At 39.6% G+C, this 21,652-nt stretch carries 27 protein-coding genes; 14 read left to right on the forward strand and 13 right to left on the reverse strand.

Translation table 11 applies throughout. The features are described 5' to 3' along the window. Window positions 1-216 (forward strand): NAD(P)H-quinone oxidoreductase subunit O, encoded by a 216-nt coding sequence (gene ndhO, locus ACE1B6_RS10450; RefSeq protein ID WP_413257164.1) that lies wholly within the window; start codon window positions 1-3, stop codon window positions 214-216. Further along, entirely contained in the window at window positions 213-1,199 is a 987-nt protein-coding gene (gene mdh, locus ACE1B6_RS10455; RefSeq protein ID WP_413257165.1) for a malate dehydrogenase, read from the forward strand. The genes ndhO and mdh overlap by 4 nt, the downstream gene beginning before the upstream one ends. Window positions 1,200-1,271: 72 nt before the next feature. Here mdh and ACE1B6_RS10460 read toward each other — a convergent pair whose 3' ends face one another. From ACE1B6_RS10460 to ACE1B6_RS10475, 4 genes are all read right to left on the reverse strand, one after another. Next, the gene (locus ACE1B6_RS10460) at window positions 1,272-1,589 is read right to left on the reverse strand and encodes a DUF5615 family PIN-like protein (RefSeq protein ID WP_413257166.1); all 318 of its coding nucleotides are present in this window, start codon (window positions 1,587-1,589) and stop codon (window positions 1,272-1,274) included. Further along, complete coding sequence (locus tag ACE1B6_RS10465; RefSeq protein ID WP_413257167.1) at window positions 1,573-1,794, reverse strand: DUF433 domain-containing protein; 222 nt, start codon at window positions 1,792-1,794, stop codon at window positions 1,573-1,575. The genes ACE1B6_RS10460 and ACE1B6_RS10465 overlap by 17 nt, the downstream gene beginning before the upstream one ends. 25 nt (window positions 1,795-1,819) lie before the next feature. After that, window positions 1,820-2,008, reverse strand: coding sequence for a hypothetical protein (locus ACE1B6_RS10470; RefSeq protein WP_413257168.1), 189 nt, complete (start codon window positions 2,006-2,008; stop codon window positions 1,820-1,822). Window positions 2,009-2,109: 101 nt separating this feature from the next. Then, entirely contained in the window at window positions 2,110-2,667 is a 558-nt protein-coding gene (locus ACE1B6_RS10475) for a Uma2 family endonuclease (RefSeq protein ID WP_413257169.1), read from the reverse strand. Between the two features lie 166 nt (window positions 2,668-2,833). Between ACE1B6_RS10475 and ACE1B6_RS10480 the strand changes: the two genes are divergently transcribed. Then, entirely contained in the window at window positions 2,834-3,157 is a 324-nt protein-coding gene (locus tag ACE1B6_RS10480; protein ID WP_413257170.1) for a hypothetical protein, read from the forward strand. 47 nt (window positions 3,158-3,204) lie between these two features. Beyond that, on the forward strand, window positions 3,205-3,846 hold the full coding sequence (locus tag ACE1B6_RS10485) for a Uma2 family endonuclease (protein WP_413257171.1): 642 nt from the start codon (window positions 3,205-3,207) through the stop codon (window positions 3,844-3,846). A 14-nt stretch (window positions 3,847-3,860) separates the two neighbouring features. On the opposite strand, the gene ACE1B6_RS10490 is transcribed toward ACE1B6_RS10485, so the two are convergent. After that, complete coding sequence (locus tag ACE1B6_RS10490) at window positions 3,861-4,382, reverse strand: DUF29 family protein (protein ID WP_413257172.1); 522 nt, start codon at window positions 4,380-4,382, stop codon at window positions 3,861-3,863. Between ACE1B6_RS10490 and ACE1B6_RS10495 the strand changes: the two genes are divergently transcribed. Beyond that, a complete protein-coding gene (locus tag ACE1B6_RS10495; protein WP_413257173.1) occupies window positions 4,374-4,502 on the forward strand; it encodes a hypothetical protein in 129 nt (42 codons plus the stop codon). The two genes, ACE1B6_RS10490 and ACE1B6_RS10495, sit on opposite strands and share 9 nt — an antisense overlap. Before the next feature lie 19 nt (window positions 4,503-4,521). Continuing rightward, complete coding sequence (locus tag ACE1B6_RS10500) at window positions 4,522-5,250, forward strand: GUN4 domain-containing protein (RefSeq protein WP_413257174.1); 729 nt, start codon at window positions 4,522-4,524, stop codon at window positions 5,248-5,250. A 339-nt stretch (window positions 5,251-5,589) separates the two neighbouring features. On the opposite strand, the gene ACE1B6_RS10505 is transcribed toward ACE1B6_RS10500, so the two are convergent. Genes ACE1B6_RS10505 through ACE1B6_RS10520 form a run of 4 tightly spaced genes read right to left on the reverse strand, consistent with a single transcriptional unit; the run spans window position 5,590 to window position 7,333 of the window. Next, complete coding sequence (locus ACE1B6_RS10505) at window positions 5,590-5,952, reverse strand: hypothetical protein (protein WP_413257175.1); 363 nt, start codon at window positions 5,950-5,952, stop codon at window positions 5,590-5,592. Further along, window positions 5,930-6,352 carry a DUF433 domain-containing protein gene (locus ACE1B6_RS10510; protein WP_413257176.1) on the reverse strand — a complete coding sequence of 141 codons (423 nt, stop codon included), beginning with the start codon at window positions 6,350-6,352 and terminating at the stop codon, window positions 5,930-5,932. The genes ACE1B6_RS10505 and ACE1B6_RS10510 overlap by 23 nt, the downstream gene beginning before the upstream one ends. Before the next feature lie 14 nt (window positions 6,353-6,366). Next, the gene (locus ACE1B6_RS10515; protein WP_413257177.1) at window positions 6,367-6,687 is read right to left on the reverse strand and encodes a type II toxin-antitoxin system prevent-host-death family antitoxin; all 321 of its coding nucleotides are present in this window, start codon (window positions 6,685-6,687) and stop codon (window positions 6,367-6,369) included. 37 nt (window positions 6,688-6,724) lie between these two features. Continuing rightward, window positions 6,725-7,333, reverse strand: coding sequence for a Uma2 family endonuclease (locus ACE1B6_RS10520; RefSeq protein WP_459563003.1), 609 nt, complete (start codon window positions 7,331-7,333; stop codon window positions 6,725-6,727). 154 nt (window positions 7,334-7,487) lie between these two features. Here ACE1B6_RS10520 and metH point away from each other — a divergent pair, with 154 nt between their 5' ends. The 6 genes from metH to ACE1B6_RS10550 all read left to right on the forward strand — a co-directional run bounded on the left by metH (window position 7,488) and on the right by ACE1B6_RS10550 (window position 13,360). Then, the gene (gene metH, locus ACE1B6_RS10525) at window positions 7,488-11,045 is read left to right on the forward strand and encodes a methionine synthase (protein ID WP_413257179.1); all 3,558 of its coding nucleotides are present in this window, start codon (window positions 7,488-7,490) and stop codon (window positions 11,043-11,045) included. A gap of 41 nt (window positions 11,046-11,086) precedes the next feature. Beyond that, complete coding sequence (locus ACE1B6_RS10530) at window positions 11,087-11,716, forward strand: YbhB/YbcL family Raf kinase inhibitor-like protein (RefSeq protein WP_413257180.1); 630 nt, start codon at window positions 11,087-11,089, stop codon at window positions 11,714-11,716. A 186-nt stretch (window positions 11,717-11,902) separates the two neighbouring features. Continuing rightward, the gene (locus tag ACE1B6_RS10535; RefSeq protein ID WP_413257181.1) at window positions 11,903-12,199 is read left to right on the forward strand and encodes a hypothetical protein; all 297 of its coding nucleotides are present in this window, start codon (window positions 11,903-11,905) and stop codon (window positions 12,197-12,199) included. After that, a complete protein-coding gene (locus tag ACE1B6_RS10540) occupies window positions 12,189-12,572 on the forward strand; it encodes a toxin-antitoxin system TumE family protein (RefSeq protein ID WP_413257182.1) in 384 nt (127 codons plus the stop codon). The genes ACE1B6_RS10535 and ACE1B6_RS10540 overlap by 11 nt, the downstream gene beginning before the upstream one ends. A 124-nt stretch (window positions 12,573-12,696) precedes the next feature. Then, entirely contained in the window at window positions 12,697-12,987 is a 291-nt protein-coding gene (locus ACE1B6_RS10545; protein WP_413257183.1) for a hypothetical protein, read from the forward strand. Beyond that, on the forward strand, window positions 12,977-13,360 hold the full coding sequence (locus ACE1B6_RS10550; protein ID WP_413257184.1) for a toxin-antitoxin system TumE family protein: 384 nt from the start codon (window positions 12,977-12,979) through the stop codon (window positions 13,358-13,360). The genes ACE1B6_RS10545 and ACE1B6_RS10550 overlap by 11 nt, the downstream gene beginning before the upstream one ends. 41 nt (window positions 13,361-13,401) lie before the next feature. On the opposite strand, the gene ACE1B6_RS10555 is transcribed toward ACE1B6_RS10550, so the two are convergent. Next, window positions 13,402-13,593, reverse strand: coding sequence for a hypothetical protein (locus ACE1B6_RS10555; protein ID WP_413257185.1), 192 nt, complete (start codon window positions 13,591-13,593; stop codon window positions 13,402-13,404). A gap of 100 nt (window positions 13,594-13,693) precedes the next feature. Here ACE1B6_RS10555 and ACE1B6_RS10560 point away from each other — a divergent pair, with 100 nt between their 5' ends. Next, window positions 13,694-14,077, forward strand: a complete 384-nt coding sequence (locus ACE1B6_RS10560; RefSeq protein WP_413257186.1) for a hypothetical protein — start codon at window positions 13,694-13,696, stop codon at window positions 14,075-14,077. Here the strand turns inward: ACE1B6_RS10560 and ACE1B6_RS10565 are convergent, their stop codons facing one another. Both ACE1B6_RS10565 and ACE1B6_RS10570 read right to left on the reverse strand, forming a co-directional pair. Beyond that, window positions 14,078-14,818, reverse strand: coding sequence for a Uma2 family endonuclease (locus tag ACE1B6_RS10565; protein WP_413257187.1), 741 nt, complete (start codon window positions 14,816-14,818; stop codon window positions 14,078-14,080). Window positions 14,819-14,850: 32 nt separating this feature from the next. Further along, window positions 14,851-16,050, reverse strand: coding sequence for a CapA family protein (locus ACE1B6_RS10570; protein WP_413257188.1), 1,200 nt, complete (start codon window positions 16,048-16,050; stop codon window positions 14,851-14,853). A gap of 329 nt (window positions 16,051-16,379) precedes the next feature. Here ACE1B6_RS10570 and ACE1B6_RS10575 point away from each other — a divergent pair, with 329 nt between their 5' ends. Then, window positions 16,380-17,420 (forward strand): agmatinase family protein, encoded by a 1,041-nt coding sequence (locus tag ACE1B6_RS10575; protein ID WP_413257189.1) that lies wholly within the window; start codon window positions 16,380-16,382, stop codon window positions 17,418-17,420. Between the two features lie 119 nt (window positions 17,421-17,539). On the opposite strand, the gene ACE1B6_RS10580 is transcribed toward ACE1B6_RS10575, so the two are convergent. Next, window positions 17,540-21,466 carry a multicopper oxidase domain-containing protein gene (locus tag ACE1B6_RS10580; RefSeq protein WP_413257190.1) on the reverse strand — a complete coding sequence of 1,309 codons (3,927 nt, stop codon included), beginning with the start codon at window positions 21,464-21,466 and terminating at the stop codon, window positions 17,540-17,542. Window positions 21,467-21,652: the final 186 nt, after the last annotated feature.

Here is a 21,652-nt window from a genome sequence, read left to right on the forward strand (position 1 = left end):
ATGGCAATCAAAAAAGGTGATTTAGTCCACGCAGTCCGAGAAAAACTAGAGAATAGCCTAGAAGCGAAAGCTAGTGATACTCGCTTTCCCAACTATATGTTTAACACTAAAGGGGAAGTTGTAGATTTACGGGGTGATTATGCTCTAGTTAAATTCGGGCACGTACCCACCCCTAATATCTGGCTGCGTTTAGATCAGCTAGAATCTGCAAAATGATTAAATTTTCTTCCTCCCTGCCTCTTTGCGCTTCTACTCGTGTCACCATTATTGGTGCGGGTAAAGTTGGTAGTACTCTGGCGCAACGCATTGCTGAGAAAAATTTGGCTGATGTGGTGTTGCTCGATATAGTGGCGGGGATGCCTCAAGGTATTGCGTTAGATTTAACCCAAGCGAGGGGAATTGAACAGCACGACTGTCAAATCATTGGCACGAATGATTACGCAGATACGGCTAATTCGGATGTTATGGTGATTACTGCGGGAATTCCACGTAAGCCGGGGATGACTCGCGATGATTTGATGCGAACTAATGCTCAAATTGTGGTGGAGGCGGTGCAAAGATCGATCGCACATTCCCCCAACGCCATTTTGATAATTGTCACCAATCCCCTAGATGTGATGACTTATTTGGCATGGCAAGCTAGTGGAATTCCGAGTAATAGAGTTATGGGAATGGCAGGAGTTTTAGATTCAGCCAGATTCCAATCTTTTATCGCAATGGAATTAGGAGTTGCCATTACTGATATTACCACAACGGTATTAGGAGGACATGGGGATTTAATGGTTCCTTTACCTCGCTATTCTACCGTTAGTGGCGTGCCAATTACCGAAATTATGGAGCCAGAAACGATCGATCGGTTAATTAAAAGAACTCGCAACGGTGGCGCAGAAATTGTGGAATTAATGCGAACTGGAAGTGCATATTTTGCTCCGGCTTCTGCCACTTGTTTGATGGTAGAGTCAATTTTGTATAACCAGTCGCGTGTAGTTCCCACTTGCGCTTATCTGCAAGGTGAATATGGTTTAAATGACATTTATGTTGGCGTTCCTAGCCGTTTGGGATGTGCGGGAGTGGAAAGTATTGTGGAGTTGAATCTCACAGAAGCAGAACTTTCCGCTTTGCATATTTCAGCGGAATCTGTGCGCCAAAATGTTCACCAAGCAAAAGAGATGTTAGCTGCTGTAGCTAAGGTTAATTAATCGGTTTTTGTTGATGATTTTTTGGGAAAAGAGCGATCGGAATGTCGCTCTTTTTTCTTTTTGACAAAGTTGTTAGCAAACGTAAATTACTTGACCAGATTGAATGGTTTCCAAGATAACTAGAAGTTGCGGTATTAGTGGTTTAAGGGCTTCTATTCTGTTACTTGAGGCTACTACTACTACGATCGCAATATTACGGGTACTCAAGTTTTGTTGGGCTGTTAAATTGCGATCGATGGTGAGGAAAACATCAAATTCGCTTTCTGCAAGTTGAAGTAATTCACCATTCTTTTTACCAGCCCAACCTTGTTGTGGTACTGTAATCACAGTATGACCAACTAACTCTCGTTGTAACTTTTTTGGTAGACATTCATCAAGCAGCACTCTCATAATTTTGTAGTAAAGATGTAAGGGCTAAATTGAGAAAAGCAACTGCTTGTTCGTGAGTAACTGTAGGAAAATCATCGAGAAATTCATTAAGAGAATCACCTGCTTCTAGGTAATCAATTAGGGTTTTGATTGGTACACGAGTGCCGAAAAATACGGGAGTACCAGAGAGAATTTCTGGTGAACTTTGAATCAATTGATTGTTCATAATGCTTGCTCCTAAATGATGTGGATTATTGCCATTTGGTAATTCGCTTTTTAGCTTCGGCATGGGAAATAATATCACCTGTTTCGACTTGCTTTAAACCTTGTTCAACTTTGTACAAAAAGTAAAGGCGTTCCATCACTTCTTCAAAAGTAACGTCTGGTGACATTTCCTCTACCGCTTTTAGAACTTTATCTTTTACAGTAGTATCTGACATAAGTTAAGTGCCCGAATCAAAGGTTTATAAAATATATGCTAATCAATTTTGATTAAATTTGATAGGAAGTGCGATCGCTCACAACTACAACCAATAAAATATTACAACAACCGTTTCAATTGCAAAGTAAACCCAGGCACAACATTTTCTCCATCCAAAATAGCTGTAGCTGGAAACTGAGTAACTGATTTATCAGCACGATAAACCCAAGCTTGTTGATTTTTTCTATCAATCAACCAACCTAATTTTACGCCATTTTCCATATACTCTTGCATTTTTTCTTGCAGAGTTTCTAAGCTATCAGTTTTAGAACGAATTTCTATCACAAAATCGGGCGCTAAATTAATAAACCCATCTTCGCCTTCATCCCAATTTTCTGGCAATCTTCCTTTAGCAACAAAAGCTACATCTGGGGATCTAACTGCACCATTAGGTAATTTAAAACCTGTACTAGAACTAAATACTTCGCCTAAATCCTGACTTTCTACATAACTCAATAAATAAGCACCTGCTTTTGCTTCTCTATTCCCAGAAATTCCGCCAGTTGGTGCCATAATTACTAAAGTTCCATCAGCATTTCGTTCAAAGCGCAAATCGGGATTTTTTGCACTAATTTGCATCAGTTCTTCATCTGTAACAATATAGCAAGATGCTACCATTGTTGTTTCCTCAAATCAGCTGGGTAAGCTCTGGTTTTAATTTAACATTAAATTATTCAATTAATGTAAGTTCTTGGAAGTGTATTGCTCTTTTTTCGATCGTAATATAGGAAGTATTGCCCTACAATATTATTAAAGAGGTAAGCAGCAGAAGGAAACAAAGATTATGACATCCAAAATTTATTCTGTAAATGCCAACGAAACCGCTTCTTTGCGGGGGATACCAGTACCAGATTCATTCTATAAAGATCATCCGCAATGGGATAATGCCAGCGTGAAAATTGAGGTGTTATCTGACAACACTCTACTGGTAAGGTTAGTGTCTGAAGATGAGGATGATGAAGAAGAGGAAGATCCCAAAATGCTGCGATTATTCCTAGATGCGCTGATGGCAGATGCGATCAAAGATCCCTCTATTCTTGTACCCTATACAGAAGAGATGAAAGCAGAAGCAGATGCTCTTTTAGAAGGAGTCATAGTAGAAGAATGACTTATCTGATCTTCGACGGGTGGAATATATTATTCAAGAGGTAAGCGATGATTACAACTAAATTACTAACTGACACTTGGGTAGTAGCAAGTTGGGATGAATTCATCCAAACTTCTAAAAATCCTGCTTATCAAAAAGCCAAATGCTACTACCACAACGGACAAATGAGGATTGAAACAATGGGAGTTGGGCCAAATCACGCCAAAGATCATGGAATTATTTTTTTGGCAGTTAGTCTATTCTGCATTGCCAAAGCGATCGCTGTCAACGGACTCGATAACTGTAGCTACCAAAAAACAGGTGTAAGAGAAGCACAACCAGATATATCTTATTATGTGGGAGAGCGATCGCACTTAGCGCCAACCGGAAGCGCAATAGTTAATCTCGATAATGTTCCACCGCCAGATTTAGCAATTGAAATTGCCGATACAAGTTTAGCTGATGATTTAGGTCAAAAACGTTTACTTTACGAAGAATTAGAAGTAGCTGAATACTGGGTAGTAGACGTACAAAATGCCCAAATTATTGCTTTTGCAATTATCGCTAATAATGGTAGTAGACGGATTACGCGATCGGAAATTTTACCAGGATTACCAATTTCTTTGTTAGAGGAAGCTTTACAGCGCAGTCGCAACGAAAATCAAGCACAGGTTGGTGCTTGGTTATTAGCACAATTTCAGCAATTATAAATTTAATAACTTACCTATCTTTGCCTACCAAACTGCCAATCTTCACCTCCAGGTAATCGAGTCAAATAATCATCAACCACTGCGGGAAATTCCTTAACAGAGTAATTATAGGTCAAATCTAACAAGCTTTTAGCAATGAGAATTATCTCGTTTTTATCTACCATTTCTAATAGTTGAAACGAGTTGTATGCGCCATTAAATACTTCCACACTTGCATCACGAACAGCCTGTTCTAAGATATCTTCGAGCATGGTTTCCCATTCATCTTGTTTGACATAATAGGAAGTTTTATTGTCTTGCAGATTCAGGTCTTTAATTTCAACGATCGAGCCGCGAATCGAAGCAGCCCAAGAATTTGTTAATCGCTGTTCGAGTTGGTTTTTAATTAAATGAATCAGCATCCTCAGCAGAAATGATTTAATACTCCGCAGTGTGGCTTTTTTACTCATCCAATCCAACTCATCGACAATTGCCAAAGCATCTTCATAGCGTCCTTCTAAAATACTGGCTCTTAAATCAATTAGTTCTTGAGTCATAATTTATCGCCACTGTTAATGGTAATTAAGTTTATTTTACAAGTTTGCGATCGCACTCGTAAGTTTAAGGTTTTGGAGAGTGCGATCGCGAACAGTTGCAGCTATTATAATAATAACTAACTAATCTACAGAAAATTCTATGACTCGATATAAAGAGCGTTATTTAGTAGATGAAAGTGGGAATCGCATCGGCGTTTTTCTGGATATTGCAGATTACCAAAAAATTCTGGAAGAATTGGAAGAGTTAGAATCTATTCGGGCTTTTGACAATGCAAAAGCTGCTGATGATGAAGTGATTGGTTTTGAGGATGATTTAAGTTCAGAAAAAGGGGTAGATTACCAGAAATTACGGGATTTACTCAAGGCGGTAAATTGGCGAGAGGCGGATTTAGAAACTGCTAGAGTAATGCTTAAAGTAGCAGGAAGGCAAAAGGAAGGTTGGTTAGATGAGGAACACATCGAAAATTTTCCCTGTACCGACCTTCGCACCATTGACCGACTTTGGGTAAAATACAGCAATGGGAAATTTGGCTTTTCTGTACAAAAGCGCATTTGGGAAAGTGTCGGGGGTAAAACAGTTGAGTGGGATTACGAAATTGCTAAGAAGTTCGGCGATCGCGTAGGCTGGTATATGAATGAGAAAGACGACTGGAAATGGTATACTGGCCTTACTTTCTCTCTAAACGCTTCTAGTGGGCATCTCCCGTTCGCGTGGATAGGGGTGCATGGAATTTGGAGTGGTTTTTCGGTCATAGATATTGGTCTTAATGGGTTGGATTTGTGTTTGGTGAGCGATCAGGGAGACGAGGGTTTAGTTTGGAGAGGTTGGATATATCTCTTCTCTCGCATCAAGACTTGTAAATTGTAAACTATAAGGCTTTCCGAAAATTTTTAAGAATTGCAACAGAGGGAAATTCCTCGAAGCTATGAGGATTCTGGCTTTCCGATACCTGGCACTGAGGTCGGATAATAGTAATTCTATTTTCTACTAATATCTTACACTTGTGTTGTCAGCCCGCCTGCGAATCAATTCGCAGGCTAATAGCGAAAGTCCGTTAAAACGGACTGAAGATTTTAGGGAAAGATCATTTAAAAAGAATATTGATCGCATCCACAAGTGAAGCTATTTTTAGCAGTTAGACAAGGATATTTAGAACAATTTTTAATAATTGATAGATAATAAGGTGGGCATTTTTCACCTTATTTACTACTGAGTAATCGGCAAAAACCTAATAGTATCCTGATACTCATCATCATCCGAAGTACCCGCAATCAGAATTAATTCTTCAATTGTTTCACCTATACTCATATTCGGATTTAGAATAAAAATTCCTGGTACATGACGACCTTGATTTATGTGTTCAGTCAAATGTACAGGCATAGATGTGCGATTATTAGTCACAAGAATAAATCCATAATCCTCACACCAAATAAGAATCTCTGGATCGAGCGTACCTTTTGAAGGCGTACCTTCATCTCCCACCGCCCACACTACCAAATCGGGATCTCGCATTTGGAGTTGAATTTGATAAAGCGGATTCACATTTTCATCCATCAGATAGCAAATCATGAGGCTTAATTTCAGCTAATTCTGTTATGTTTTCTGGTGCAAGCATTTGGCGTTGACGGCGAAGTGCTTTATGTACTTCTGGATCTCTTCCATATTTTGCTATCCTTTCTCGCAATTTAATAATCCCAGGATGAGGATTCATTTCCTGTTTTTTCCTTTGCTGATGTCCCCATTCCAACCAATCAGCAAAGTATTTTCCAACAGCTTCTTTGTTGTGCAAATAAAACAAAATCGTCGCATAAACTTGCTCCAAAGTTACAGTCCGAAACTTCGGAATAATTTCTTCAGGAGGCAACTTTCGATGGATATATTCATATAAAATACTTTCAATGCCTACTCGTGTTCCCTTAATCCGAATGTCATTTGGTGCGAGAAAGTCAAAGTAATCTTCTAATTGCATTTTTTAGATCTCCTTCAGATCATTTTCTGCGATAAACCAAGCTCTTTCTTCAGATCGGCTAAAGAGATATTTTCCTCTGTTTCTGTTTTAGCAGCACGGATAGCTTCTAAATCAATTTCATCTTCCAATTGAGCGATCGCACGCTCTAGAAACCAAAATTCCTCTAAAGAAATTACTGCTGCAACATCCTTACCATCTTTAGTTAAAATCACCCGTTCTTCAGATTCAGCAATACGGTTAACCATTTCATCAAAATTATCTTGAAATTCTGCTGCTGTCATTCTCAAGATGGAACTATTCTCAGCAGTATATTGTTCAGTAGTTACTCGTTCCATTTCATTTCTCCATCAGTGATTTCATAGCAAATATAACTCAATTCTCAGAATTATTTGCCAAAATATCACGAATTCGCTGCCGAAATAACCGCACTGCTGATCTTTGTCCAACAGTTCTACTTTGTTCAATGAAACCGGGAATTTCTGTTAGCGGCAAAAATGGAAAAGCTAAACTTTGATTAGTTAACTCATATTTTCCCTCAACAAGTTGATAAACTTGCAAAGTTTCATTTCGATATCTCCATAATTCAGGAACTCCTAAAGAAGCATAAATGGTAAACTTATTCAAAGAAGAACTGGTATAATCTGATTCAACTACTACATCTGGTGGTGGATCGTTGGGAAGTTCAATGCTTTTTTTACCTCGGACTATAAATTCATTTTGAATGTAAAAACAAGTATCTGGTTCAACAGCACGAGTTAAATCTTCCCGTTCCAAAAGTAAAGCACCAAGCTGTCTGATTTCAATTTCAAGCTCATCTGCTAGAGCTTCAACAAAACTCCCAATTAGGATTTTAGGTTCTTCATGTTCTGTAAGTGGCATTCTGATTTCTAACACTCCTTTATCGTAAGCTATTCTCCAAGCTCTTCCGTCTCCCACATCTGCCATTAATGCTTTAAAAGTTTCCCATCTCACACCATTCATGACAATAGTCGGAGGCGAGGCGACTTGCTGTTGGGGAAAATTAGCATCTACAATTGTCTGCACATTCATTTTTCCAATTGCTCCAGTACTCAGTAATTCTGCAAAAATAGATTAAGCGTTATATCTTAATCTGGCAAACCTCTTAGTTTATATTATGAGTAGTTCTTTCCTCCAACGTCTTCACAGTCCCGATCGCCCTGTCATCGTCTTCGATGGCGCAATGGGCACCAACTTACAAACGCAAAACCTCACCGCCGCCGACTTTGGAGGGTCAGAATATGAGGGATGTAATGAGTATTTAGTCCACACTAAACCGGAAGCAGTCGCTAAAGTACACGGCGACTTTCTCGCTGCTGGTGCTGATGTGATTGAAACTGATACTTTTGGCGGAACTTCTGTCGTATTGGCGGAATATGATTTAGCGGATAAAGCGTACTATCTCAACAAAACCGCTGCTGAACTTGCCAAAAGTGTCGCTAATAAATTCTCTACTCCAGAAAAACCTCGTTTTGTTGCTGGTTCAATGGGTCCCGGAACTAAGTTACCCACTTTGGGACATATTGATTTTGACACATTGAAAAACGCTTTTACCGAACAGGCGGAAGGGCTTTTTGATGGTGGCGTTGACTTGTTCATTGTGGAAACTTGTCAAGATGTGCTGCAAATTAAGGCGGCGTTGAATGGTATTGAAGAGGTGTTTCGCAAAAAAGGCGATCGCCGTCCGCTGATGGTTTCGGTGACAATGGAAACAACCGGAACTATGCTGGTAGGTTCTGACATCAGCGCAGTTTTGACAATTTTACAACCTTACCCAATTGATATTTTAGGTCTGAATTGTGCAACTGGGCCCGATCGCATGGCAGAACATATCAAATATCTCTGTCAAAGTTCGCCCTTCGTGGTTTCTTGCATTCCCAACGCCGGGTTGCCGGAAAATATCGGCGGTCATGCACATTATAAACTTACGCCGATCGAACTACGCATGGCGTTGATGAAATTTATCGAAGATTGGGGTGTGCAAGTAATTGGCGGTTGTTGCGGTACTCGCCCTGAACACATTGCACAGTTGGCAGAAATTGGTAAATCTCTGCAACCAAAGGAACGTCATTTTAATTACGAGCATTGTGCAGCATCAATTTATACTGCACAACCTTACGAGCAAGACAACTCATTTTTGATTGTCGGAGAACGGTTGAATGCTAGCGGTTCTAAGAAATGTCGTGACTTGCTAAACGCTGAAGATTGGGATGGATTGGTCGCTTTGGCGAAAGCTCAAGTCAAGGAAGGGGCGCACGTCCTCGATGTCAACGTGGATTACGTGGGTCGGGACGGTGTGCGGGATATGCGGGAATTAGCATCAAGGCTAGTAACAAATGTAACTTTGCCTTTGATGTTGGACTCGACCGAATGGGAAAAAATGGAGGCGGGGCTGAAAGTTGCCGGGGGTAAATGTATACTTAATTCGACTAACTATGAAGATGGTGAAGAACGTTTCTTTAAGGTTTTAGAGTTAGCGAAAAAGTATGGTGCGGGAGTAGTAATTGGGACAATTGATGAAGAAGGAATGGCGAGAACTGCTGATAAGAAATTCCAAATTGCTCAACGTGCTTACCGTCAAGCTGTAGAATATGGTATTCCACCGGAAGAGATCTTTTTTGACACTTTAGCATTGCCCATTTCTACCGGGATTGAAGAAGATCGAGAAAACGGTAAAGCGACAATTGAATCTATTCGTCGGATTCGGGAAGAATTGCCCGGTTGTCATATTTTATTAGGGGTTTCTAATGTGTCTTTCGGGTTAAATCCGGCGGCGAGAATTGTCCTCAATTCCATGTTTTTGCATGAAGCAATGGCGGTGGGAATGGATGCGGCAATTGTTAGCGCCAGCAAGATTTTACCCTTGGCAAAAATTGAACCGGAACATCAAGAAGTTTGCCGGAAATTGATTTATGATGAACGGGAATTTGATGGTGAAATTTGTGTTTACGATCCTTTGGCGGAGTTAACTAAGCTGTTTGAAGGGAAGACTACTAAGCGCGATCGATCGGAGGATGTAAATCTCCCCATTGAAGAACGTTTGAAACGTCACATTATCGACGGCGAAAGGATTGGTTTAGAAGATGCTTTAGCTAAAGCATTAGAACAATATAAACCTTTGGAAATCATCAACACTTTCTTATTAGATGGCATGAAAGTTGTCGGTGAGTTATTTGGTTCTGGACAAATGCAATTACCTTTTGTATTGCAATCTGCGGAAACGATGAAAGCAGCAGTTGCTTACTTAGAACCGATGATGGAAAAGCAAGAATCTGGCAATAATTCTAAGGGAACTGTGGTAATTGCTACTGTGAAAGGTGATGTTCACGATATTGGGAAAAACCTGGTTGATATCATCCTTTCTAATAATGGTTACAAAGTGGTTAATTTGGGAATTAAGCAACCTGTTGATAACATCATTGATGCTTACCAAGAACATAAAGCAGATTGCATTGCTATGAGTGGTTTGTTGGTGAAATCCACTGCTTTTATGAAGGAGAATTTGGAGGTTTTCAACGAAAAAGGAATCACGGTTCCAGTAATTTTAGGTGGTGCGGCTTTAACTCCGAAGTTTGTCCATGAGGATTGTCAGAATACTTACAAAGGTAAGGTGATTTATGGCAAGGATGCGTTTGCGGATTTGCATTTTATGGATAAGTTAATGCCTGCAAAAACTGCCGGAAATTGGGATGATTTACAGGGATTTTTGGATGAATTAGAAACCGCAGATGAACGCAGATTAACGCAGATGGAAGAGAAGTCTGCTAAGTCTAATGGTAAGGTTGGATCTGAGGAAGTAAAAGAGGTTGATACTAGGCGTTCTGAGGCGGTTGCTGTTGATATTGAACGTCCGACTCCGCCTTTTTGGGGTACGCAACTTTTGCTGTCTGAAGAGATTCCAATCGAGGAGGTTTTTGGGTATTTGGATTTGCAAGCTTTGATTGCTGGACAATGGCAATTCCGCAAACCAAAGGAACAGTCACGGGAAGAATATGACCAGTTTTTGAAGGAGAAGGTTTACCCGATTTTGGAATATTGGAAGGGGCGAGTTGTTGAGGAAAATTTGTTGCATCCGCAGCTGATTTATGGTTATTTTCCTTGCCAAAGTGAGGGGAATTCTTTGTTAGTTTATGATTGGGAATTTTTGAACCGCGAAGACGCGAAGGACGCGAAAAAAGAGATAGCGAAGTTTGATTTTCCTCGGCAGAAATCTGGGCGGCGTTTGTGTATTGCTGATTTCTTTGCGCCTGTGGAAGGTGGGAAGGTTGATGTGTTTCCGATGCAGGCGGTGACGGTGGGGAATATTGCGACGGAGTTTGCCCAAAAGTTGTTTGCAGATAATCAATATACTGATTATTTGTATTTTCATGGTTTGGCGGTGCAAACTGCGGAAGCTTTGGCGGAATGGGTACACGCTAGAATTCGCCGGGAGTTGGGTTTTGCTGGGGAAGAACCGGATAATATTCGTGATATTTTGGCGCAAAGATATCGCGGTTCTCGTTACAGTTTTGGTTATCCTGCTTGTCCGAATATGCAGGATCAATATAAGCAGTTGGAATTGTTAGGAACTGAACGAATTAATCTGTTTATGGATGAAAGCGAACAGCTTTATCCTGAACAGTCTACTACGGCGATTATTACTTATCATCCGGTGGCGAAATACTTCACTGCTTAATTTAGTAGGGTGGGCTTTTGCCCATCCTTTTAAATTTATTTATGGCACTTTACCCCTATAATGAAAAAATATTCATGTCTAGTACGATCGCACGCCGAAACTTCCTACAACAAAGTATTAATTTACTTGGATTAGTAGGACTTTCCCTAGTAAGTTGCAGCGCCATCAATAATCCTTCAACTAATAGTCAATTACCACCAAAGGTGAAAACTATGAAACTTGAAAGTGAGGCTTTTTCCGCTAACAGTATGATTCCATCCAAATATACTTGCGATGGTCGAGATTTTTCACCCCCATTAAAATGGGATGCACCACCGACAGGAACGCAAAGTTTGGCTTTAATTGTTGACGATCCAGATGCACCAATGGGAACTTTTGTTCATTGGGTGCTTTACGATTTACCCCCAGAAATTACTAGTTTACCAGAAGCAATTCCCGGTGATGCAACGCTGACAGGTGGAGGTACTCACGGGACAACTGATTTCGATAAATTGGGTTATGGTGGCCCTTGTCCGCCTAGTGGTACGCACCGTTATTTTTTCAAATTGTACGCTCTCGATCGCACTTTGGAATTAGCATCAGGTGCGACTAAAGAACAGTTAGAAGCAGCGATGAACGGTCATATTTTGGCAGCAGCAGAATTAATCGGACTTTATGCACGTCAAAGGTAATTTTTTCTGCGGTTGTTGAAGAGAATACTATAGGACTTGACTTACCCAACTGGCACAATTAGTAGGGTGCGTCAGAAGCTCAAACCTGATACTATCGATCAAATCTAGAGTCTGACGCACCCTACAACTACAACTTAATTAACAGTTATGTATAATAGGAAAACAGAGCAATAATGAGAAAGTAAGATGGCAGAACTAAAGATTATTTGCGAGTATCCAGACTCGTTAAAGCAATTCATAGAGGAAGCACTGTCAAAAAGAATTGCCTCACTTAAAGATGGAATTCGACGTACTGAAGAACGCATTAACGAATTTGAAAGCAAATATCAAATGTCTACTGAAGAGTTTCTGCGGCGCTTTGAAAATGATGAAATTCAACATCGATTAGATATGGAGTTTGATGAGTGGGTTGGAGAATGTCGAATGCTGAAAATGCTAAGTGAAAAGTTAGATAGATTGAAGGTGATTGAATTTGTTAATTGAGGAATATTTTCAGCAGCTTCGTGAGGTAATTGAAGCTTGTACATTAGTCCAGTCTTTCAACCTGATACCAGACAAAAGAGGCGATTCAGAAGGTTTTATTCGCGGAGTAATCAAGTTAACAGATAGTTCAATTCTTTACTTACGAGAGTTTGTGAATGTTGAAACGACTATCAACCGCGAAATGTATTCGTATCAATATATGGATGCCTCAAATAATATAATTTTTCGCTATGACAATGTAGAACATCACAAAAAACTGAATTTACCAAATTATCCCCATCATAAACATGATGGCAGTGAAGATAATGTAATCTCTTCAAATGCGCCTATGTTGGCAGATGTGTTGGATGAGATTGCGACATTATTGGGATAGCCTGGAGTTTGTCACAGCACTTTACCCCTATGCAGAATTAAGAGTTATCTGCAAGCAGATTGTTTGTGATGCTTGATTAACCGTTATGTATAATAGGAAAACAGAGCAATAATGAGAAAGTAATATGGCAGAATTAAAGATTATTTGCGAGTATCCAGACTCGTTAAAGCAATTCATAGAGGAAGCACTTTTACAAAGAATTGCGTCGCTTAAAGATGGAATTCAGCGTACAGAGGAACGCATTAATGAATTTGAAAGCAAATATCAAATGTCTACAGCAGAATTTCTGCGTCGGTATGAGAATGATGAAATTCAGGAGACTCTTGAAATAGATGAATGGATTGGGGAATCTTTGATGTTGAAAGGACTACAGAAAGATTTAGATACATTGAGAGGAATTAAATTTGTTAATTGAGGAATATTTTCAGGAAGTTCGCAACATTATTGCAAGCTGTTTGTTAGTACAATTAAGCAATGTCAACTACGAAAATAGAAGTATTTATAGAGGCTTCATTCGAGGAGAATTAAAATTTTCGGATGATTCGGTTCTTTACCTACGTGAGTTTGTCGATGTTCAAATAACGCTCGATCGGGAAATGTACTCATATCATTACGAAAATTCCTCGAAAGATCTGATTTTTCGCTATGACAATACCAGGCATCACAAAAAATTGAATTTACCAAATTATCCCCATCATAAACATGATGGTAGTGAAGATAATGTAATCTCTTCAAATGCACCGATGTTGGCAGATGTGTTGGATGAGATTGCGGGATTGTTGGAATAATTACACTCCCTACAATAACCACTACTCACCCTTTCTAAATTTTATGCCTGTGCCGATTCTTCTGCCATTTCATTGTTTGATTCTTTTATCTCAGTAGGCGAGATTTCAGAACTTTCATTATCCCCCTCAAATAATTCTGGCGAAGATCGCTTCAAATTTTCAAGGAACTGTTCAGTGGTAACTTCTGCAAAATGTTTATAAAGGATTTCCGCACATCTTTTTGGATCTAGCATTACTTAATTCATCCTTATGGTTCTATTAAACAAGATTCCTCGATCGAAGAAGTATCCCTGATTGCTATCTGAATGTGAGCGCGATCGAAAATAGCTGAATTTGGAAACACGCGAGCTTAACGAAAATACTAAAGCTGCTAAAGAATATATCGATCGCATATCCAAACAACTGCTAACTGATTATCAGCACACCAAAGAAGAGAGGCACAAAATAGCATTATGGGAAGATTCACAAGAGTTTAGTATTTTAGGTGTCATCGAAATTTTTACCGATGATATTCGCGGATACGCCGCGCAAGCGATCGCCAATGATACTTTAGAAAACCCTCAACAAATAGCAGAGAATTTACAAGGATTAAAAATCTTTGATGTTCCCTATTTTACCAATTGGTATTTTTCCCATGAATCTGATTATCCCCAAATCAAACGCTATGTAGAAACCCTCAATTATCTGCGTTTATTAATTATCGAATATATTAACTAATCACAACTCCTCTAAATTAATCCCCCTCTCTCGCAACAACTCCTGCAAAGCTTGATATTTCAATCTTTCCTCTTCCAACTGTCTTTCTGCTTGATCAGCACGCTGTTTTTCCTGTTCTGCACGTTGCTTTTCTTGTTCCTTCAATTGTCCCAATTCTACAAAAGTTAAAAACCTCTCTCCTGAAGGCGTAAAAATTTCCAAACTATCACCTTTCATCTCAAATCTCACTCCTAAACGAGGACTAATCCAACCATTCATTTCGTCAATTAATTCTAATTGATTTTGCGATTCGCGTAGCGATCCCTGCGGGAATCGCACCCACCCAATTAACTCCACATCATCAGGTTCAAAAACATAGTATTCCTCTACTCCATATCGTTCGTAAAACTTCAATTTATGAGCCATTGCTTTGAGACGATTCCCCGGAGATAAAATTTCAAAAACCACCTGTGGCGCAATATTATCTTCTTCCCATTGTTTGTAAGAACCTCTGTCACCTTTTGGTCTACCAAACACAACCATTGTATCAGGAGCTTGGCGAGTTTTGTTATCTCCTTCAACCGGATACCAAAGCAAATCTCCGGCAACAAAGACGTTAGCATCTTCGGCAAATAACAGTTCTAAATTTTCCTTAATTGTGACAATCCAGCGAAATTGTTTGGTATTATCTGCCATTGGTTGTCCATCACTTTCGGGGTAGATAATGGCGGGTGTGGTGTCGGATGGTAGTTGTTTTACCATAATTGCTGATTGGCGAATTTGGCGTGTTGGTTCTATTTTACTGTAATTGTTTTGTACTCTCCCATTGATTTTACATGACTCTTCATTTCAAACAATTGATCTTTTAAAACCAAGCGTTCTTGAGGTGATAAAAACGGCACTTCTTTGCGAGACAAGGTGGCGCTGAGGGGTAAAACGCGAAAGTTGAGTTTGTTGTTTAGGGTGTATTTGTCGATCGCAGTTGGCAAAGCTTCCACTTCAGCAATTTCTACAGTTTTCTGCGGAAAAGTCTTGCGAACTTTTACAGAAAATATCACCCCCAAATTTCGGTATTTTCCATTTTGATTCGCAATAAAATTACCCAATGAATAAATCGCAGTTCTAGTTCTTATTTTCCCATCTTTACCCTTAACTCGAAAAACTTGGTAAGGTTGAACAACGTGGGGATGATTACCGAGAACTATATCTGCACCTGCTTTAATTAACCTTTCTACTAATTGCTTTTGTTTAGCATCAGGTTGGCGTTGATATTCATTGCCAAAATGTAAGGCAACTGTCACTATTTCTGCTCCCTGTTTTCTGGCTTTAGCAATATCTCTCATGATTTTGCCTTCGTTAATTAACGAAACCAAATAATCTTTACCTTTCGGAATAGGGATGCCATTTGTCCCATAAGTGTAAGCTAAAATCGCCATGTTAATATCATTTTTCTTCACCATTAAAATTTGTGCTGCTTCTTTCGCTGTTCTGGCTGTTCCTGTTGACGCAACTCCACGCGATCGGATATTATTAACTGTGTTAATTAATCCTTTTTCGCCTTTGTCTAATGAGTGATTATTCGCAGTTGTTAAAACATTGAATCCGGCTTTTTTTGCCGCATCTACTAATTGCGGTGGAGCATTAAATAACGGGTATCCTGAGTAACCCATTTCTGCGCCTGCTAATGTGGTTTCTACATTTGCGATCGCCCAATCCGCGCTAGAAATAAGCGGCTTAACTTCAGTAAAAAACCCATCAAAATTATAGGTTTTCTGTTGGGGAATGTAACCCGATCGAGTTAAACTCATGTGCATTAAGAGATCGCCAACCGCAACTAATTTCGCTTCTTTGGTATAACTTTTAACTGGCTTTGGTTTAGGTGCAGATTGCGGTTGAGTTGGTTTGATAACTTCTGCCGTTGTCTTCTGATTTTGATTACAACCAGAAATTAATAGCAGCAGGAAAAATATCAACAAGGAAGGAGTAAATTTCATAGTTTTTCTCGCTATCATATAATGCGGCGTACTTGTTTGCTAAATAACTCAAGTTGTTAGTTACAAAATCTAGGTTAGATCCCCCCTAACCCCCCTTACCAAGGGGGGAACTGGATCTCGGTTCCCCCCTTGGTAAGGAGCAGGGGGGAACTGGATCTGAATTCAAAGTCCCCCTGAGTTCAAGGGGGAACTGGATCTGAATTCAAAGTCCCCCTTAGTAAGGGGGATTTAGGGGGATCGAAAACGCTTATAACCAAACAAGTGTTGCCACATTAACATTAATTGAGACGCTTTTTGCTAACCTACCGAAAGATTTTAGGAATTACCCAATGGCTACAAAAGAAGAAATTCTGCAAAACTTCGATCCTAACGGAATTGGTGTTGATAACGGCAATTTATTAGGGCTTCCTTTTGATTACGAATCTGCTAATATTATTGTGTTTGGTGTTCCTTGGGAAGTTACGGTTTCTTATGGTTTTGGAACAGCCGCAGGGCCAAAAAGACTTTTAGAAGCTTCTCGTCAATTGGATCTATTTGATTTTGATAATCCTGATGGGTGGGAACAAGGGATTTTTATGGCAGAAATTTCTGCCGATATTCAGCAGAAAAGCGATGATTTAAGACAGAAAGCTACTAAAATTATTGAGCATTTAGAACAAGGTAAATTTGTGGAAGATGACCCAGAAATGGTGCAAATTCTAGCAGAGATTAACCACGAGTCACAAGCACTTAATCAATGGTTATTTGAGCAAGCAAAAACTGCAATGAATCAAGGTAAAAAAGTCGCGGTGATAGGCGGCGATCATAGTGTACCTTTAGGATATATGCAAGCATTGGCAGAGTGTTATCCAAACTTTGGAATTTTGCATATTGATGCTCATGCTGATTTGCGGGAAGCTTACGAAGGATTTGAGTTTTCCCATGCTTCAATTATGTTTAATGCTTTGCAAATTCCGCAAATTTCTAAGTTAGTTCAAGTGGGAATTCGGGATATTTCTGAAGGTGAAGTTAATTTAATTAAGCAGTCGGAAGGACGAGTTTCGGCGTACTACGATCCGATGTTGAAACAAAAGCTTTATGCTGGGGTGACTTGGTTGGATTTGTGTAAACAAATTGTGGCAGAATTACCGCAACAAGTCTACATTAGTTTTGATGTTGATGGCTTAGATCCTAAACTTTGTCCTCATACGGGAACTCCGGTTCCGGGAGGTTTGGAATTAGAACAAGCTTTTTGTTTATTTCGGGAAGTTGTGCATAGTGGAAGGGAAATTATTGGGTTTGACGTTGTGGAAGTTGGTGATGATGAATGGGATGCAAATGTTGGTGCAAGAACAGTTTATAAGTTGTGTAATTTGATGAGTTTAACTTAGGTTTGTTGTTGCGTTCTCTGTCACAATATTGCATAATCAGGGCGGGTTTTGTTGTGAAGTTGTTTGTGAGAATCAAGCATTATCTTCTAAACCCGCCCCTACAATTATGCAAACTAGGTTTATGAAGTAATAAAATCTTCAGTTCCTATTTGACTGGTTGGTATACCGTTAAGAGTTGCTAACAGTTCATTGGTGTTGGTAATGGTGATTAAAGTTGAACCACTGCTTTCACTTATTGTTAGTTGAGCGAAGGTTAAACCACCAGTTAAGACGATCGCATCACTACCATTTTGGAAATCAACAATGGTATCGCTTCCTTTGTTTGCAGCTAGGACAAAGCGATCGCTTCCTTCCCCACCTTGCAATACATCATTACCCAAGTCACCACTTAACCAATCATCCCCAGTTCCTCCATTCAAAGTATCATTTTCTTGACCACCATAAATAGTGTCGTTACCTAGATCGCCAAACAGGGAATCTTGACCTTTATTTCCATAAACTAAGTCATTATCTTGACCACCAAAAACTGTATCATTTCCTAAGTCTCCAGTCAGCACATCTTCACCTTTATTGCCGAAAATTACATCGTTACCTTTGCCTCCATGAATTGTGTCATTACCTAAATTTCCAAATAGTAAATCTTGACCTTGATTGCCAGAAACTACATCATCGCCTTTGCCACCGTATAATGTATCGTTATCATCACCTCCAGCAATTTTGTCATTACCTTCATTACCATTGATTCGATCGCTACCACTCAAACCATAAATTACATCATTACCAGAACTGCCAAATAAGTTGTTGCTTCCGCTATCTCCGTAATAGAAATCATCGCCTAAAGTGTACAAAGTTCCGCCAGCAGCAACGGACATTTCCCGATTTCCTTCTTGCAAGCGAATTAATTCTGCTTTGCCAGAAGCATCAACAGCAAATATCACTGGTTCACCTCTTGATAAACCATCAATATCGGCAAAACCTCCTAACATTCCGGTTAAATTGTTTTCGGGAGTAAATTCCTTATCTAAACGAATTTCTGGTTCGTTCATTTCCGCTGTGGCAGCGGAATTGTGAGAATGATCTTCTGCGGCATGATCGTGATGTGCGCCTCCCAAATAGGTATGAACTTTAACTGTTTCATGACCTTGGGGTACGTTACCAACTGCCATTGTGGTTAAGTTGGCATGGTAACTTTGGACGAATTGACCGTTGGGTACATCTGGTCTTTGCAAAACATAACCAGAAGTTACTTTAACTTCGCCATTGAATTCACCATAAGGTTGGAAAGTTTGGCTTAACAATGATGTGTCATGTGCTGTATCTTTTCCATTCAAAGTGCCTTTTAATTCAATGGAACGTCCACTGTAAACTTCTACTAATCCTCTTCCTCCACTACCTTGAGAAACAATCACATCATCAAAGTTGTCTCCGTCAATATCACCAGAAGCTAGGTTAATTGTACCTGTGAATCCGGTTTCGTGATGGAATGGACTAATTCTGGTAATTAAGTGATAGTCCAAACCGCTATAAACCTCAATTAAAGGATGATCGACTCCACCTAAACCAACAATAATGTCAGAAAAACCATCGCCGTTAATATCGCCAGCTGCTACTGATGTTTTGGCATTAGGTGTCAAGGTTTGGTTGGCGAAAGGTGAAAATTGAGTTAGTAGTAATTCTTGGTTGAGTCCGTCAAATTGGGTAACGCCTTGTTGTTGCCGATCGATCAATGTCTGACCATCAAATACTTTGATGGTGAATTTATTTTCTGTGCTACTCAAATTAGATTGAATAGTAATAATATCGGTGACGTTATCTGTAACATTTTTGTTCAGGTCTTCTTTTTGCTTGTAATTAACATCACCAATTGCTAGATCGATCGCACCTGTAAATCCTGCACCAAAAGGCAATAAACTAATCTTTTGGTTTAAATTACTTGCCCGATATAACTCTACACTGCCATTATTTTGTTGACCATCTACACCCAACCAAGTACTTTCCGTATTCAAAACTACACGCACAGGTGCCATCATCCCTGCGTCTTCGTGGAACAAAATATGACAGTGGTTGACGTAACTACCGGGAAAATCTTCAAATTTCATCACCACTTTTACTTCTGAGGTTTCCCCGTCATACATCGGTTCGCCGTAAGGGTTCTCAGGGGTAGGTGTGTTAGGTTTGTAGGTTGGTGGTAGACCGATCGTATCGCTCAAAACACGCTCTAAATAAGCATTTCGTACCTCACTAACCGGAATACCGTTAATTTCTAAAACTACAAAGTCATTTTGGTGAATGTGGAAAGGATGCCATTCTAACAAGGGAATATTTAGTTCGGGAGGAAGGTTAGGATCGCTCTGACCGGAAGTATTTTTCATACTCCAAACTTCAGTTGTGTCTAACATTGGCATCGCCAAAGGAACTTGACTTTTACTGAATTCAGTGGAGAAAAATTCTCCGTTGATGCGATATGTTCCCTCAAAACTAACAACATCTAAGTCATCGGGAATGTTACCTATTGCCAGTGCATTCCCCAGGTTAGCTGACCAAGTGAATGTGCGTTGGCGATCGAAATTTCCATTTTCCGTCTCTGTAACTAATTCATCAATTTTTGCAGCTTGTTCCAGAAAGAAATCATAAGGTTCTGGACGAGGGCCTTTTGGTATTTCATCTCCCGTCACTTCCACAGTTGCTAATACTTGCGGCCCCCAAATCAAGTGACCATCCGCAAATCCATCTTTTCCTTTAATTAAAGCCGAAGTATTATCGCCGATAATTTCTTCAGTTCCATTAGACAAGAAATAATATTTCCCTGGTGTTTCAAACCATTCTTCAACAGTTAATCTTTGTCCGGGAGTAAGAACTGGCAATTCGGTAATCTCTCTAATCCTAGAATCGATAGATCCTACAGCATCTCCATCAATAGCTACCAATGTTACTTCTTGAGGAATTAAATTTTCCCCTTCTTCTTTGAACAGTTGAATAATATGAAAAGCATTACTGTTCGTGTTAGTGAAAGCAAAAAGATTAACCTCACCTGTTTTCACTTCAATTGTAGGATTATACTGACCATTAACTGTGTGAATTACGTTTTCTGTAGGTTCGGCTAATGGCCCTCCACCATAAGAGAAAATTCCCGGTGCTCCGCCTGTGGGTCTTGTCGGATCGTAAGGTATGGGTTTAGCGTTGTAACCCATGAAAACTGCATCGGACAATTCATAAACTGGTTGCCCATTTTCGGTTCCCAAAACTTGCAATGGCGTACCAGCAGGAAGGGCTATTGCTGGATTTTGATTTAACGGATCTGTTAAGCTTCCTGGTCTGTTTACCTGTTGCACGCCAAAGGTATTAAGTACCATAAAATGTAATGGTCTTTCTTTGGGATTGAATTTATCTAGATCCGGTAGGTCATGAGGGGTTGTTAATAATAATTGACCTGCTAATCCTGAAGAAACTTGCTCATTTGTTAATCCATGTAAATGCGGATGATACCAATCAGGGCCAATAAAATGATTGTCGGGAATGGGAATAATTTGATTCCAACTTTCTCCCGCCTCAACTAAATGAAGTACGTTATCTCCACGTCCCATTGGTGAAACATGAAGTCCGTGAGTGTGGAGGTTGGTTACTTGGTTTATGTTATTTTCCAACCATAAGTTTAATGTGTCTCCTGGTTCGGTAATTAAAAATGGCCCCGGTATTGTGCCGTTATAACCTCTTAATTGTTCGTAAGGAGTATTTCTCGGTTGATTGCTAGTATCAGTAAGCCAAGGAATTTGTCCATCTCCTGATTTGAGAATACCAAATCCATCAATTTGAATTTGATTCATATTCTCCATTCTTAGGGTGGCGTTTAGTTCTTCTTGCGGCCCCCAACTGGAAATGTAATTGCCTGGTCGATCTAATTGCCAATCTCGAAATGGGTCTTTGAAGGGAACTTTTACATCGGGGTGAGGTAATACCCGTAAATAGTTACTTGGGTCAAATCCTTGACTCCAATTATTAAAGTTTTCTTGACCAATAATATAGGCGTTTCTGAGTTGTGTTGTCATAATTTTACTATCCCTTAACAAGTTTTAAGTTGCATTTTTTTGTAATTTACTTAGGGCTTTTCCCATCGATCGCATTTGTCAATCTTGGCATGAATAGATGGCGATCGTAAACTGGCAACTATACTTAGGATAAGCTGAAAACCTATTTCTTTTTAGTTAATTCAAGCTCATTAATTTTATATAAGT

It is taken from the genome of Floridaenema fluviatile BLCC-F154, assembly GCF_041929135.1.
GTDB lineage: Bacteria > Cyanobacteriota > Cyanobacteriia > Cyanobacteriales > Aerosakkonemataceae > Floridanema > Floridanema fluviatile.

Excerpts from the sequence above, each read along its gene's own strand:
- ndhO (WP_413257164.1), top strand. The coding sequence starts at position 1 with ATGGCAATCAAAAAAGGTGATTTAGTCCACGCAGTCCGAGAAAAACTA.
- mdh (WP_413257165.1), top strand. The coding sequence starts at position 213 with ATGATTAAATTTTCTTCCTCCCTGCCTCTTTGCGCTTCTACTCGTGTC.
- ACE1B6_RS10460 (WP_413257166.1), bottom strand. The coding sequence starts at position 1,589 with ATGAGAGTGCTGCTTGATGAATGTCTACCAAAAAAGTTACAACGAGAG.
- ACE1B6_RS10465 (WP_413257167.1), bottom strand. The coding sequence starts at position 1,794 with ATGAACAATCAATTGATTCAAAGTTCACCAGAAATTCTCTCTGGTACT.
- ACE1B6_RS10470 (WP_413257168.1), bottom strand. The coding sequence starts at position 2,008 with ATGTCAGATACTACTGTAAAAGATAAAGTTCTAAAAGCGGTAGAGGAA.
- ACE1B6_RS10475 (WP_413257169.1), bottom strand. The coding sequence starts at position 2,667 with ATGGTAGCATCTTGCTATATTGTTACAGATGAAGAACTGATGCAAATT.
- ACE1B6_RS10480 (WP_413257170.1), top strand. The coding sequence starts at position 2,834 with ATGACATCCAAAATTTATTCTGTAAATGCCAACGAAACCGCTTCTTTG.
- ACE1B6_RS10485 (WP_413257171.1), top strand. The coding sequence starts at position 3,205 with ATGATTACAACTAAATTACTAACTGACACTTGGGTAGTAGCAAGTTGG.
- ACE1B6_RS10490 (WP_413257172.1), bottom strand. The coding sequence starts at position 4,382 with ATGACTCAAGAACTAATTGATTTAAGAGCCAGTATTTTAGAAGGACGC.
- ACE1B6_RS10500 (WP_413257174.1), top strand. The coding sequence starts at position 4,522 with ATGACTCGATATAAAGAGCGTTATTTAGTAGATGAAAGTGGGAATCGC.
- ACE1B6_RS10505 (WP_413257175.1), bottom strand. The coding sequence starts at position 5,952 with ATGATTTGCTATCTGATGGATGAAAATGTGAATCCGCTTTATCAAATT.
- ACE1B6_RS10510 (WP_413257176.1), bottom strand. The coding sequence starts at position 6,352 with ATGCAATTAGAAGATTACTTTGACTTTCTCGCACCAAATGACATTCGG.
- ACE1B6_RS10515 (WP_413257177.1), bottom strand. The coding sequence starts at position 6,687 with ATGGAACGAGTAACTACTGAACAATATACTGCTGAGAATAGTTCCATC.
- ACE1B6_RS10520 (WP_459563003.1), bottom strand. The coding sequence starts at position 7,333 with ATGAATGGTGTGAGATGGGAAACTTTTAAAGCATTAATGGCAGATGTG.
- metH (WP_413257179.1), top strand. The coding sequence starts at position 7,488 with ATGAGTAGTTCTTTCCTCCAACGTCTTCACAGTCCCGATCGCCCTGTC.
- ACE1B6_RS10530 (WP_413257180.1), top strand. The coding sequence starts at position 11,087 with ATGGCACTTTACCCCTATAATGAAAAAATATTCATGTCTAGTACGATC.
- ACE1B6_RS10535 (WP_413257181.1), top strand. The coding sequence starts at position 11,903 with ATGGCAGAACTAAAGATTATTTGCGAGTATCCAGACTCGTTAAAGCAA.
- ACE1B6_RS10545 (WP_413257183.1), top strand. The coding sequence starts at position 12,697 with ATGGCAGAATTAAAGATTATTTGCGAGTATCCAGACTCGTTAAAGCAA.
- ACE1B6_RS10555 (WP_413257185.1), bottom strand. The coding sequence starts at position 13,593 with ATGCTAGATCCAAAAAGATGTGCGGAAATCCTTTATAAACATTTTGCA.
- ACE1B6_RS10565 (WP_413257187.1), bottom strand. The coding sequence starts at position 14,818 with ATGGTAAAACAACTACCATCCGACACCACACCCGCCATTATCTACCCC.
- ACE1B6_RS10570 (WP_413257188.1), bottom strand. The coding sequence starts at position 16,050 with ATGAAATTTACTCCTTCCTTGTTGATATTTTTCCTGCTGCTATTAATT.
- ACE1B6_RS10575 (WP_413257189.1), top strand. The coding sequence starts at position 16,380 with ATGGCTACAAAAGAAGAAATTCTGCAAAACTTCGATCCTAACGGAATT.
- ACE1B6_RS10580 (WP_413257190.1), bottom strand. The coding sequence starts at position 21,466 with ATGACAACACAACTCAGAAACGCCTATATTATTGGTCAAGAAAACTTT.